Annotated in this window: 6 protein-coding genes, 7 pseudogenes and 1 riboswitch; of the genes and pseudogenes, 8 read left to right on the forward strand and 5 right to left on the reverse strand. The window is 65.4% G+C overall.

Features of this window, described 5'->3' with window-relative positions; all coding sequences use genetic code 11:
• Positions 1-57: 57 nt before the first annotated feature.
• A pseudogene (locus OWR21_RS10620) lies at positions 58-1,448 on the reverse strand (MdtA/MuxA family multidrug efflux RND transporter periplasmic adaptor subunit).
• Positions 1,449-1,701: 253 nt separating this feature from the next.
• On the opposite strand from OWR21_RS10620, the gene OWR21_RS10625 reads away from it, so the two are divergent.
• From OWR21_RS10625 to OWR21_RS12635, 3 genes and pseudogenes are all read left to right on the forward strand, one after another.
• Positions 1,702-2,433, forward strand: a complete 732-nt coding sequence (locus tag OWR21_RS10625; RefSeq protein WP_147214728.1) for a response regulator — start codon at positions 1,702-1,704, stop codon at positions 2,431-2,433.
• Positions 2,417-3,701: pseudogene (locus OWR21_RS10630) on the forward strand (ATP-binding protein). The gene OWR21_RS10625 and the pseudogene OWR21_RS10630 overlap by 17 nt, the downstream one beginning before the upstream one ends.
• Positions 3,702-3,825: 124 nt before the next feature.
• Positions 3,826-4,266, forward strand: a complete 441-nt coding sequence (locus tag OWR21_RS12635) for a putative hemolysin (RefSeq protein ID WP_442968619.1) — start codon at positions 3,826-3,828, stop codon at positions 4,264-4,266.
• Positions 4,267-4,349: 83 nt separating this feature from the next.
• On the opposite strand, the pseudogene OWR21_RS10640 reads toward OWR21_RS12635, so the two are convergent.
• A pseudogene (locus tag OWR21_RS10640) lies at positions 4,350-6,043 on the reverse strand (phospholipid carrier-dependent glycosyltransferase).
• A gap of 109 nt (positions 6,044-6,152) precedes the next feature.
• On the opposite strand from OWR21_RS10640, the pseudogene OWR21_RS10645 reads away from it, so the two are divergent.
• Together OWR21_RS10645 and OWR21_RS10650 are read left to right on the forward strand one after the other, a co-directional pair.
• Positions 6,153-6,689 (forward strand): annotated as a pseudogene (locus OWR21_RS10645) (LysR family transcriptional regulator); the annotation flags it as partial.
• A gap of 14 nt (positions 6,690-6,703) precedes the next feature.
• Positions 6,704-7,123, forward strand: coding sequence for a LysR substrate-binding domain-containing protein (locus OWR21_RS10650; RefSeq protein WP_332395206.1), 420 nt, complete (start codon positions 6,704-6,706; stop codon positions 7,121-7,123).
• Here the strand turns inward: OWR21_RS10650 and OWR21_RS10655 are convergent.
• From OWR21_RS10655 to OWR21_RS10665, 3 genes and pseudogenes are all read right to left on the reverse strand, one after another.
• Positions 7,071-7,994: a 2-hydroxyacid dehydrogenase gene (locus OWR21_RS10655; protein ID WP_332395204.1), complete on the reverse strand. Its 924-nt coding sequence runs from the start codon at positions 7,992-7,994 to the stop codon at positions 7,071-7,073. The genes OWR21_RS10650 and OWR21_RS10655 overlap by 53 nt on opposite strands.
• 48 nt (positions 7,995-8,042) lie before the next feature.
• Positions 8,043-8,754, reverse strand: a pseudogene (locus OWR21_RS10660) (class II aldolase/adducin family protein).
• Positions 8,755-8,863: 109 nt separating this feature from the next.
• Positions 8,864-10,179, reverse strand: a pseudogene (locus tag OWR21_RS10665) (MFS transporter).
• Positions 10,180-10,286: 107 nt separating this feature from the next.
• On the opposite strand from OWR21_RS10665, the gene OWR21_RS10670 reads away from it, so the two are divergent.
• From OWR21_RS10670 to OWR21_RS10680, 3 genes and pseudogenes are all read left to right on the forward strand, one after another.
• Positions 10,287-10,460 (forward strand): hypothetical protein, encoded by a 174-nt coding sequence (locus OWR21_RS10670; protein ID WP_186829266.1) that lies wholly within the window; start codon positions 10,287-10,289, stop codon positions 10,458-10,460.
• Between the two features lie 101 nt (positions 10,461-10,561).
• Positions 10,562-11,783 (forward strand): annotated as a pseudogene (locus OWR21_RS10675) (Zn-dependent hydrolase).
• Positions 11,784-11,899: 116 nt separating this feature from the next.
• A riboswitch (FMN riboswitch) is annotated at positions 11,900-12,055 on the forward strand.
• A 224-nt stretch (positions 12,056-12,279) separates the two neighbouring features.
• Positions 12,280-12,550: 3,4-dihydroxy-2-butanone-4-phosphate synthase (locus OWR21_RS10680; protein WP_332395207.1), on the forward strand; the 271-nt coding region annotated here is incomplete at its 3' end.

Raw genomic sequence — 12,550 nt, forward strand, 5'->3', positions numbered from 1 at the left:
GCCAGCTCGGAACAGAAGACTTCGTCAGGCGCGTGCACGCAATGCACGACTCAGGGCTTACGGTTTGGCAGCCGGCGCACTCGCGGCGGGTGCTGAAGCACCGCCCTGGCCCCGGCGATGACGCCCGCCCTGATGGCCTGGCCGGCGGCGGGGACACTTGCGGCGGCACCCGGCTGGATCACCTCAACCGGCGAGCCGTCGCGCAGCTTGTCGGCCCCGTCAATCACCACGCGCTCGCCGGGCTGCAGGCCTTGCGCCACCGACACGCGCTCACCTTCGGTCACGCCCAGCTTGACCACGCGCAGCGCTACCTTGTTGTCGTCGCCGACCACGTAGACGAAGGTGCCCTGCGTGCCGCGCTGGATGGCGGCGCCCGGCACGATCACCACGTCGCGCAGCGTATCCACCCGCATGCGCACGTTCACGAACTGATTGGGGAACAGCATCGCGTTCTGGTTCGGGAACTGCGCACGCAGCTTGACCGTGCCGGTGGTGTTGTCGATGGTGTTGTCCACTGTCATGAGCACGCCGCGCGCGAGCTGCGTGGTCTGGCTGCGGTCCCATGCTTCCACCGGCAGCTTGTCGCCGGACTGCAGGCGCGGCATGACTTTGGGCAGGCTGTCTTCGGGAATCGAATAGATGACCGTGATCGGGTCGATCTGCGTGATGACGACGATGCCGTTGGTGTCAGACGCATGCACGATGTTGCCCGGATCGACCTGGCGCAGGCCGACCCGGCCCGACACCGGCGCCGTGATGCGCGTGTAGGACAGCTGCACGCGCGCGTTGTCGACGTTGCCCTGGTCCAGCTTGACCGTGCCGTCGTATTGGCGCACGAGTGCGGCCTGCGTATCCACCTGCTGCTTGGAGATCGAATCCTGCGAGAGCAGCGTCTGATAGCGCTGCAGGTCGAGCTTCGCGTTCTGCAGCAGCGCCTGATCGCGCGCCAGCTGACCTTCCGCCTGCGCGAGCTGCGCCTGATAGGTGCGCGGGTCGACCTCGGCCAGCAGGTCGCCGGCCTTGACGGTCTGGCCCTCGGTGAACGCCAGGCGCACGAGTTGGCCGTCCACGCGTGTTTTGACCGTCACGTTGTTGACGGGCGTGACATTGCCCAGCGCCGACAGCACCACGTTGATGTCGCCCTTGACGGCCGTGCCGACCATTACCGGCATCGGCTTGTTGGCCATGGCGGCGCCGCGGCCGCCTGGCCCCCGCCCACCTGGCCCACCTGGACCGCCCGCGTTGCGATACTTCGCGTGATAGACCGCATAGCCGATCAACACCAGGATGACGATCACCACCCAGATACCCCAGCGACGCCGCTTGCCGCCTTCACGCGGGGGCGGCAGCAGCGTCGAAGACACCTCGTGGGGCGTCTCTTTCCCGTCGTGTGTACGGCGACCGGCGTCGTCAAACTGGCCGGGCTTCTGGTCCTTGGGATCGGACATGTTGGCGTTCCTGTTCTTGGCAATATGGGGACGAGCGCACATGATAGCGGGCGCCCGTGCCAGTCAGACCGCAGCTTAAAGGCAACGTCTTTGCGCAGAATTAGTCGCGCTGCGGGTTCTATTACGGCAGATTACAAACCCATTGCGGTGTTACCGGGCGAAACAATATGGTGAAAGTGCGCGCGATTCGTGACGGCCACAGTCGCTATCATGAGCACACCTTCCTGCGTCTACCAGACACTCCACCAGACAGATGAGCGGCACCAAGATCCTGGTCGTCGATGACGACGTCGAACTGCGCGACCTCCTGCGCGAATACCTGACCCAGCAGGGCTTTGCCGTTTCCGTGCTGCACGACGGCGATGGGCTTGCGGCCCGGCTCGAGCGCGAGCGCCCCGCGCTTGTGGTGCTCGACCTGATGATGCCCAAGGTGGACGGGCTGTCCGCCCTGCGCGACCTGCGCGCCCGCAACGACGACGTGCCGGTCATCCTGCTCACCGCCCGCAGCGACGAGATCGACCGCATCATCGGTCTGGAAATCGGCGCCGACGACTACCTCGGCAAGCCGTTCTCGCCGCGCGAGCTGCTCGCCCGTATCAATGCCGTGCTGCGCCGGCGCCTGGCCGTGCCGGCCTCGGCGCCGGAAGACCGCGACAGCTTCAGCTTCGGCCCGTTCAAGCTCAATTTCCGCATGCGTACGCTGTTTCGCGGCGACAGCGCGCTTTCCATCAGCGATACCGAATTCGCGCTGCTCAAGCTGCTGATCGGGCACGCCATGCAGGTGCTCACGCGTGAGCACATCGTCGAGCTGATGTACGGACCGGGCAGCGGTGTGTCCGACCGGGGCATCGACGTGCAGATCTGGCGTCTGCGTCGGGTGCTGGAAGAAGACGCGCAGCGCCCGCGCTATATCCAGACCGTACGCGGCCGCGGCTACACCTTCGTGCCGGACGAGCGGGAAGAGGTCAATGAAGTTCAAGGCTAGATTCGACACGCTGTTCGGCCGGCTGGCCGTCCTGATCGTGGTGGTGCTCGTGCTCAGCCATTTCTCGTGGCTCGGCGTGCTGCGCGCGGAGCGGCGCGAGCGGCAGTTCCAGGCGTCGGTAGACCAGATGGCGTTCCAGCTTCAGGCGTTTCAGGCAGCGATGGATGGGCATCTGCGCGTGAAGCTGCCTGATCTCGTCACCGAAACCGATGAACCGCCTGCGGGCGACGCTTCGTCGGCATCCGATAAGTCTGCGGAACTGGTGCGTCAGCTTGCGCGCCGCTTGCCTTCCGACACGCAGCTGCGGCTGGAAGCGGGCCCTACGCCGCGCGTGTTCGTGCGCTTTCCGCAGCGCAACAAGTGGATCGCCATGCCGCTGGTGTGGTGCATGCGCCGCCCACCATTTCCGCCGTGGTGCCGGGCGTGATGGTGGTGCTGGCGATTGCGATTGCGTTTTCGCTCTTCGCGGCGTGGCAGATCCAACGCCCCGTGCGCGAACTGGCCGATGCAGCCGGTGCGCTGGCCCGCCGTCGATACGTGCCCCCGCTCAAGGAGCGCGGCCCCTACGAGCTTCGCCAGTTGACCGAGCAGTTCAACCATATGGCGGCTGACCTGTCCGCCACTGACGAAGAGCGCAACACCATGCTGGCCGGCATTGCGCATGACCTGAAGACGCCGCTGTCACGCCTGCGCCTGCGTGCCGAAATGCTGGTCGACCAGAAAGCCGGTGCGGGTATCGAACGCGACGTCGAGTCCATGTCGGCCATCGTCGAGCAATTTCTGGCCTACGCGCAGAGCGGCGACAGCGAGGCGCGCGAGGTGTCGGTCGACCGGCATCTGCGCGGCCTGGTGCAGCCGTTTGCCGAGCATGGCAAGCACGTCGCGCTCGAACTGCATGCGGGGGACCGCTTCCGTCTCAAGCCGACGCATCTGGAGCGCATCGTCGTCAATCTGCTCGACAATGCGTTCGCGTATGGCGCGGAGCCCGTCAACGTGCGCACCGCCGTGGACGAGACTGGCTACACGCTGACGGTGGAAGACCACGGCGCCGGCATCCCCGCGGCCGACTTTGACCGCGTCATGCGGCCCTTGTGCGCCTGGACCCGGCACGGGGCGGCAACGCGCACTGCGGGCTGGGCCTGGCGATCGTCGATCGGCTGGTGCGTCACCTGGGCGGCGATCTCGCGGTCGGACCGACGGCGGCGGATGCGTCCGCGCCCGGTTTTCGCATCACCATGCGGTTTCCGGTGTCGACTGCGGCGGCTTGATCGCCCGATCGTCCATTCGTCCAATCGCCCGACTGACATATGGGCACGCGGTTGCGTAAGCTATCCTAGGCGTTGGCAAGCACGCTTGTTGCGTGCGCTCACCAGAACTCCGGGAGGAAAACGCATGAATCGCGCTGTCTGTCTCGTCAAGGATGCTGGCCAGGCCCGCATGACCGCCGCCGTTGCCGCCTATGTGCTGGCGATGGGCTTGGCGGGTTGCTCGTCGCCGATGCCTCCGTGGGAGCCGCCGCGCATGACCATCCAACCCGCGCCGCCGCCCCCGCCAACACCCGCACCTGCGCCCGCGACGCCGCCGCCGCCTTCACCTGCCATGCAGCCGGTGCCGACCCCGCCGCCGACCTACACCGCACCGCCTGCTGCTGACACCGAACCGCCGCGCGCAACGCCCGGCATGGCGAATCCGGCATCCACGTATTGCCTGCAGCGCGGCGGTCAACTTGAGTTTTCCACGCGCGCCAACGGGGCCGATGTGGGAATCTGCGTGAGCCCTGGCGGCGATGAATGTGAGGAATGGGCGTTCCTGCGCGGCAGTTGTACGTGGTAAGCGCCGGCAGTCGCTGCAGGTAACAAAAAGGGCCGCAGATGTTGCGGCCCTTCCTGTTTGGGGGGCGGCTAGTTTGGAGAGGCTTACCGCCGCGCCACCACCACCTTGTCGGCGGATTCGGCCACGAGCCGCATCGGCACGCCGGCTTCCAACAGCTTTTGCCACGTAGTGCGGCGCATGAACGCGTAGGCGGGTGGCCCGTCGGTCCAGCGGCGGATCCATTCGTCGGTGGTGGCAACGACCTTGCTCGGTTCAAGCCCGGCGCCCATTTCGAGTTCGTCGAAACCCGAGACCAGCGTCATCGGCCGCCCGAGATAATAGATGGCCGTCTGGTCCAGCCACTCGACTGAGTAGAACGGCGTTTCGGGCGGAATCGGGCCCGTCGCATTCAGCGTCTTTTCGATGAGATCGCGGGCAGACAATGCATCGCGGAAGATCTCGGTGGCGTTGAGTACGCGGTCCCAGCAGAACAGGGCGGAGATCGACAGCACGATCACGGCGACGGTGCGCCGCTGCCAGCGCAAGGCTGCGAGCGCGGCCAACGTGCCGACGGCCAGCATGGCCATCACTTCGCGAAGTGCCGGCATGGCCAGCGCCACCTGTTCGGCGGGCATCTTTGCGCCGGCCTTGGCGCCGATCGTCGGCACGGCAAACCACAGCCCAATGGCGATCAGCAGATTGACACCCAGCGACCACGCCACGGCGCGCGTCGGCATTTTTCCAGCGCCAGCGCCAGCACAATGGCCAGCGCGGGGAAGGCGGGCACGATGTAGCCGGGCAGCTTCGAGCTGGAGGCTGAGAAGAACAGGAAGATCATCCCCGCCCAGGCAATCGACCAGCGCATCAGGTCAAACTGCCGCGTGCCGACAAAGAGATCAGCCACGCGGCCCAGGCGCCGGCCGATGGCCGCAAACAGCAGCGGCGTCCACGGCAGCAACCCGGCCGCGCCTACCGCGATGAAGTACCACCACTTGCCGCTGCGATGGTGCTCGTTGGTGAGGAAGCGCTGAAAATGCTCGTGGATGAAGAAGAAGTTGAAGAACTCGGGATTGCGCTGCTGCACGATCACGAACCACGGCGCCGTGGCGATCAGGTACAGCGCCAGGCCCGGCAGCCAATGCATGCGGCGGATCAGCGCCCAGTCGCGCGTCATCAGCAGATAGGCCACGCCGATCAAGCCCGGGACGACCAGCCCGATCAACCCCTTGGTAAGCGTCGCGCCGGCCAGCGCCAGCCAGACCACCAGCATCCAGCCGAGCCGTCCGCCACGCGATGCGCCCGACCGCTGCGCCAGCGCAAAGCCGCACGCACCGACGGTCAGGAAAAAGCCCACGCCCATGTCGAGCGTGATGACTTGCCCGAACAGCAGATACAGCAGCGACGAGGCCAAAATCGCTGCGCCCGTCGCCGCCGTGCGCCCGCCGCGATAGACGGCCAGCGTCCATGCCGTCATCAGGATTCCGCCCAGGCCGAACAGCACCGGCCACAGGCGTGCACCCCAGGCGTTGACCCCGAATGCCTCGAACGTGGCGGCGGTCGTCCAGTACTGCAGGGGCGGCTTTTCGAAATATTTGAGATCGTTCAGACGCGGTGTCACCCAGTCGCCGGAGGCCACCATCTCGCGGGGGATTTCCGCATAGCGGCCTTCATCGGGCCGGAACAGGGTGGAGCGCTGGAAGAGGTCGTCCGTCCACAGCGCGAGGAACACGCCGATGAGCGCGACAACGATCAACGCCATCCACGGCGAACGGCGGGAAGAAACAAGGCGGGATTCCATGCTGGGATGAACTTCGCGGGCACGGTCGGAAAGGGTAGGATTCTAGTCGATGCCGGATTAGCGGATGGTTAGCCTGGCCAAATGTCTATGATCCTTCCCGGTACTGCGCATGAGCAAGGCCAAGCTCGACACCTACCTCAACGACCGTCTCGACTGGAATTTGCTGCGCACGTTCCTTGCTATCGCGCGGGAACGCAGCATCAGCCGTGCCGCCACGCGCCTTCACCTGACGCAGCCGGCGGTAAGCCAGGCGCTCAAGCGGCTTGAAGATCAGCTCGGCCTGCAATTGATCGACCGCCAGGCCAATCCCATTGAAGTCACGCGGGCGGGTGAGGAGGTCCGGCTGATTGCCGAGGAGGTCTACGGCACCATTTCGCGCCTGTCGCAAGCCAGTGGCGAAGGCGGGCACGAGATTGCCGGCATGGTGCGCGTGGCCATCGTCAGCGGCCTTGACTTTCCGGAGTACGACGCGTTTCTCGGCCGCTTCCACCGCGATTACCCGCGCATTGAACTCGAATGCCAGGAGATGCGCAGCGCCGACGTGGTCCGCAGCCTGGAATTGCGCACGGCCACGCTGGGTCTATCGCCCAAGCGCGCGCTGCCGAAGAAGATCGAACACCGGTTGTTCCTCCGTCAGCGCTATGCCCTGTTCTGCGGGCAATATCACCCGCTGTTCGGTCGCGCCGATGTGCAGATCGCCGATTTGGCCGGCGAGAAGTTTGTCTCGTTCACGGGCGACAAGATCGGCGATCCGCTCTCGATGCTCACGTTCTTCGCGACGAGATGGGCCTGACCGGCCCCGTGGTCGGCTCGTCTTCGAGCATGTGGGAAGTGCGGCGGCTGATCGTGGCCGGATTCGGCATCGGTTGCCTGCCCGAGCACGTAGCGCAGGACGACGTCGAACAGGGCCGCTTGCAGCGCTTGCCGCCCGAAGCCGGCGTGGCCGACGTCGACATGCACCTGCTATGGATGGCCGACCGCAAGTTCAGCGCGGCCGAAGCGGCGTTTCTGGAAGCGCTGCATCGCTTTATCGATGCGCGCTATCCGGAGACTGCGTCGGGGACGATGGGCGGTCAATAACCGCGCGTGACGTCGACCACGTTGACGAGCGCCTCGCCCTGAGCAGGCGCCGCACGTTTTGTGCGACCTGCAAGCCAATGGTGTCGGCGCTTGCGACGGACGCCATGTGCGGCGTGACGATCAGGTTGGGTGCGCGCCAGAGCGGATTGCTCGCGGGCAGCGGCTCGTTCGGAAACACATCGACGATGGCGCCGCCAAGGTGGCCGGTTTGCAATGCGTCGAGCAGATCCGCTGCGACCAAATGCTCGCCGCGCCCGACATGAATGAGCTTGGCACCGGGCTTGAGCCGCGCGAATGTGGCGGCGTTCAGCAAGCCGCGTGTGGCGTCGGTGAGCGGCAAGAGGCAGATAAGGATATCGGTGCCGTCCAGGAACATCGGCAGGCCGGCCTGCCCGCAGTACACGCCGATACCGGGCACATCACGCGACTGACGCGCCCAGCCCCGCACGCTGAAGCCGAGGCGATGCAGTTCTCCGGCGACATGCGAACCGATTTCTCCCAGGCCCATCACGCCCACGGTGCAGGTCGACGGAGGCTGCTGTTCGGGCCGGAACCATGTAGCGCTGCGCTGGTTGGCCAGCACGCGGTCCAACTGCCGGTGGAAATGCAGCACGCCCCAGGTGACGAACTGCGCCATGCCGCGTGCGTGCTGTGGGTCGACCACGCGGCAGAGCGGCACCGCCGGCAATGTCGGATCGATGAGGATGTTGTCGACACCCGCGGCGATGCTGTGCACGAGTCGCACGCGCGGCATGGCGGCGATGGCGCCTTCGGGCGGGTTCCAGCAGACGGCGATCTCGGCGTCCCGCGCGGCCGGCTCGCCGTACATGCGCACGTCGAACTCGGGCGCGGCGCGCAGGATGGACGGCACCAGGTGCGACGTAGTCGCGGCTGATGAGGGCGAGGGTCGTCATGCGCATCAGCTCCGGTAATCGGAGCGGGACGTGTCGATCAGCCGCAGCGCCGCCAGCCATGCGCGGCGTGCAATGACGGGCGACTCTTCCCGATTGAACTGCGCGGCGGTGCGCTGGCGCACGTCTTCGGGCGGCATGCAGCGGCGTGCCGCCGGCCAGTGCCTGAATCTGTGCCTGGCAGGCGCGCTCGAGAAAGTAGATTTCGTGAAACGCATCTGCTGCTGTGTGGCCACCGGCGAGCAGGCCATGGTTGCGCAGGATCATCGCCTTGTGCTGGCCGAAGTCGTGCACGAGGCGTTCGCGCTCGCCCAGGTCCAGCGCGATGCCTTCATAGTCGTGATACGCAAGGTTGCCGTAGAACTTCAGCGCATGCTGGCTGATCGGCAGCAAGCCATGCTCTTGTGCCGACACCGCAATGCCCGCGGCCGTATGCGTATGCACGACGAAGTGCAGATCGTCGCGCGCTGCATGGATGGCCGAGTGGATCGTGAAGCCGGCCGCATTGACGGCGTAGTGCTCGGGGTCCGCATCGGCACGTTCGTCGATGACGTTGCCCTCGAGATCGATCTTGACGAGATCCGATGCGCGCATCTCGCCGAACAGCACGCCGTAGCGGTTGATGAGGAAGGTCGGGCGGCCGTCTTCATCGGGCAGCCGTGCGGTGATGTGCGTGTCGATCATGTCCGTCATGCGGAAATGATCGACGAGCCGATACAGCGCAGCTAGATCGGTACGAACCTGCCATTCGGTTTCAGAGAAGGCCGCGGGCGGCGCGTGTGCAGCGAAACGGGTTGGGCTTCCATGGGAATACGGATGGAGGTAGACATCAATTTGTGGCGAGCGCCGTGGATTCTTCAGGCTGCTTGCCGTCGCGATACCGCCCCAGGCCGATGATGCCGATCAGCGAGATCGCGGAGAGCACCGTAAAGAACAGCGCCAGCGGCAGCCATTCGCCCTTGTAGCGTTCGGCCAGCATCGTGCCGATCAGCGGGTGGTGCCGCCGGCAATCATGGTGCAGACCTGATAGGCGATCGAGATACCCGAGTAGCGCACGCGCGTCGGGAAGGCGGGCGTCATGAAGCCTGCGATGACGGCATACACGGCCGACAGCGTGACAACCGCCAGCGTGATGCCAGCCACCATCGCCACCGGATTCTGCGTGCTCACCAGCAGGAACATCGGATACGGCGTGAGCATCGAAATGAATGCGGCCCACGTCAGAAAGCGCGTGTCTCCGTAGCGTTGCGCCAGCAGCGCCGATACCGGCTGCGACAGCAGCTGCAGGATCGTCACGACGAACAGGCAATCGAGAATCAGTGCCTTCGACATGCCCAGGTACGTTGTCACGTACGAAATCATGAACGTGTTGGTGAAGAAGAACCCTGCGGAGCCGATGGTGGTGGCCATGGCCGCCAGCACGATCGGGCGCCACGCGGTGCGCAGCACTTCGCCCACGGGGTTCTTGAGCACCTCGTTGTTCTTTTTCATGCGCTCGAACTCGGGCGATTCCTTCACGCCCATGCGGATCGCCACTCCCACGAGCAGCAACACGAAGCTGGCCAGGAACGGCAGGCGCCAACCCCACGTGATGAAGCTCTCATGGTCGAGCGACGACACCAGCCGGAACGACAGCAGCGACAGGATCAACCCGACCGGGCTGCCCATCTGCGGGAACGACGCGAAAAACACGCGCTTGGCCTTCGGCGCATGCTCGCTTGCCATGAGCACCGCGCCGCCCCATTCGCCGCCCACCGCAATGCCCTGCAGCACGCGCAGCAACACCAGCAGAATCGGCGCCCAGATGCCGATGGTCGCGTAGCCCGGAAGCAGGCCGATGCCGGTCGTGGCGATGCCCATCAGGAACATCGTCACCAGCAGCATCTTTTTTCGGCCGATGCGGTCGCCCAGATGCCCGAACACTGCGCCGGACAACGGCCGTGCGATGAAGCCGACAAAGAACGTGGCAAACGACGCCATCGTGCTCAGGAAATGGTTGCTGCTGGGAAAGAACACCTCGCCCAGCACGAGCGCGGCGGCCGTGGCGTAGGTGTAGTAGTCGTAGAACTCGACGGCGGTGCCGATGAAGGCGGTGGCCGCGCGCACGGGCTGGTGCGTCGCGGTGGATGGTTGCGGCGTTGACATGGGGCGTCCTCCTCTTTTGGGCGTGGCCCGCCAGCGCGCCGCCGATGTTCAGGCATCGGTCTGTGTCGCGGAAGCGGGGTGTCGGTCGTCAGCCGACGCCGCCATTTATGCGCATCGACGCGGGCGGCGGCAAATTCGCATTTTTGATTCCCCGTATTAGCCGGGCTTATGCCCTGGGATTGGGAGCTGCACGCCTTGACCGCGCCATTGCGGTGCGTATGACCGACGCCGGCAATGGGTGGATGCACGCTTCGGGCCAGCAGTATTTGCCTGATTTATAGGCCGAATAAACATTCGCAATTTGACGCGCATTTTGCGATTGCCAGATAAAGGCGGCTGGATGCGCCGAGCCGGTCGGCGCGCATGCAAAAGGAATGGAGACATGTTGAAGGTCAACGGGGCGCGGCTGTGGTCGAGCCTGATGGAAATGGCGGCGGTCGGTGCCACGCCAAAAGGCGGCGTGCGGCGCCTTGCGCTGACGGAAGAAGACGGCCGGCCGCGCGCTGTTCGCGCGCTGGTGCAAAGACGCGGGCATGACGCTCAGCTTTGACCGCGTCGGCAATCTGTTTGCGCGTCGCGCCGGCAAATCGGCGCAAGCCCGCCCCGTGGCGAGCGGCAGTCATCTCGACACGCAACCCGAAGGCGGGCGCTTCGACGGCGTCTACGGTGTGCTGGCCGCGCTGGAAGTCGTGCGCACGCTCAACGACGCGGGCATTGAAACCGACAAGCCCATCGAGATTGTCGTGTGGACCAACGAAGAGGGCGCGCGCTTTACACCCGCCATGTTGGGTTCAGCCGCATTTGCAGGCGTCATGCCGCTGGAACAGGCCTTGGCCTCGCGTGATGCGCAGGGCATCTCCGTGGCCGAAGCGCTGGCGGCAACGGGCTACGCGGGCGAACGCGCCATCCCCGGTGCACCGTTCGACGCCTACTTCGAGGCGCATATCGAGCAAGGGCCGATCCTGGAAGAGAACGGCGTGCCGATTGGCGTGGTGACGGGCGGGCAGGCGATCCGCTGGCTCGATGTGCATGTGCAGGGCCAGGCCGCCCATGCGGGCACCACGCCCATGCGTTTCCGCCGCGACGCGATGTTTGCGGCAGCGGAGATGGCGACCTCGCTGGAAGTGCTGGTCGACAGTTTTGCGCCGCATGGCCTCGTGACGATCGGCGAATTCGGCATCCGCAATGCCTCGCGCAACACCATCGCCGCAGATCTCACGTTCACGGTGGATTTGCGCCATCACGAAGACGCGCGCATTGCCGAGATGGAAGCGGCGCTGCGTGAACGCTTTGCCGACATTGCAGAGCGCCGCGGCCTGACCGTGCAGATCGACCAGCATTGGGTCAGCCCGGCCACGCCGTTCGACCCCGCTTGCGTGAAGGCGGTGGCCGATGCGGTGGAGGCCCTCGACTACCCCCATCAGCGCATCGTGAGCGGCGCGGGGCACGACGCCATCCACATTGCCAAGTATTGCCCGACGGCGATGATCTTCATCCCGTGCGTCAACGGTCTGAGCCACAACGAAGCCGAAGATGCGCTGCCCGAAGATGTGACGCGCGGCGCCGATGTGCTGCTGCATGCCATGCTGGCCCGGGCGCGCTGAGCGAAATGGCGTGATAACGATATGACGGCATAGCGCTTTGCCCGACCCGTCAGTAGGGTCGAATCGTTGCAACTTGTTGCGGTAGCATTGCGTTTGCCGGCGATCCTGCCGGTTCAGTACGTCTTCAGGGCGGGGTGGAATTCCCCACCGGCGGTATGCGGACCGTGTGTCCGTGAGCCCGCGAGCGCCTTGCATGCGCCTGCATGCAGGGGTCAGCAGATCCGGTGAGATGCCGGGGCCGACGGTCAGAGTCCGGATGGAAGAAGATGTGCGGAACAACATGCCCGCGCCAAAGGAGCGCGCCTGGCTTGGTGCCGGGCTGCGCCGCTGCATGGCTCGTGCGTGTTTGTCTGCTTGCCCTGGAACGTCTTGTCGCCAATCTTGCGAGGAGCGTTTCCATGTTGTCCACCAGCAATCCCCAGCAGTTCACCCGCCCGCATTGCCTTCCGCGAATGTGGCGTTTGACGCCATCGAAGCCCGCTTCGATCCGGCCGACATGCCCGCGCGCATGGCCGCCGCCCTCGACGCGGTGCGGCTTGGCGTGCCCGTTGTCGTGCTCGACGATGCCGACCGCGAAAACGAGGCCGACCTCATCGTCGCCGCCGACAAGCTCACGCAGGCCAGCATGGCCATGCTGATTCGCGAATGCAGCGGCATCGTTCGCCTGTGCCTGACGGCGGAGAAGAGCGCGTCGCTCGGCTTGCGCCCGATGGTAGAAGACAACCGCAGCCAGTACGGCACGGCGTTCACGGTGTCGATTGAAGCCC

Source organism: Ralstonia sp. 1B3, assembly GCF_036631435.1.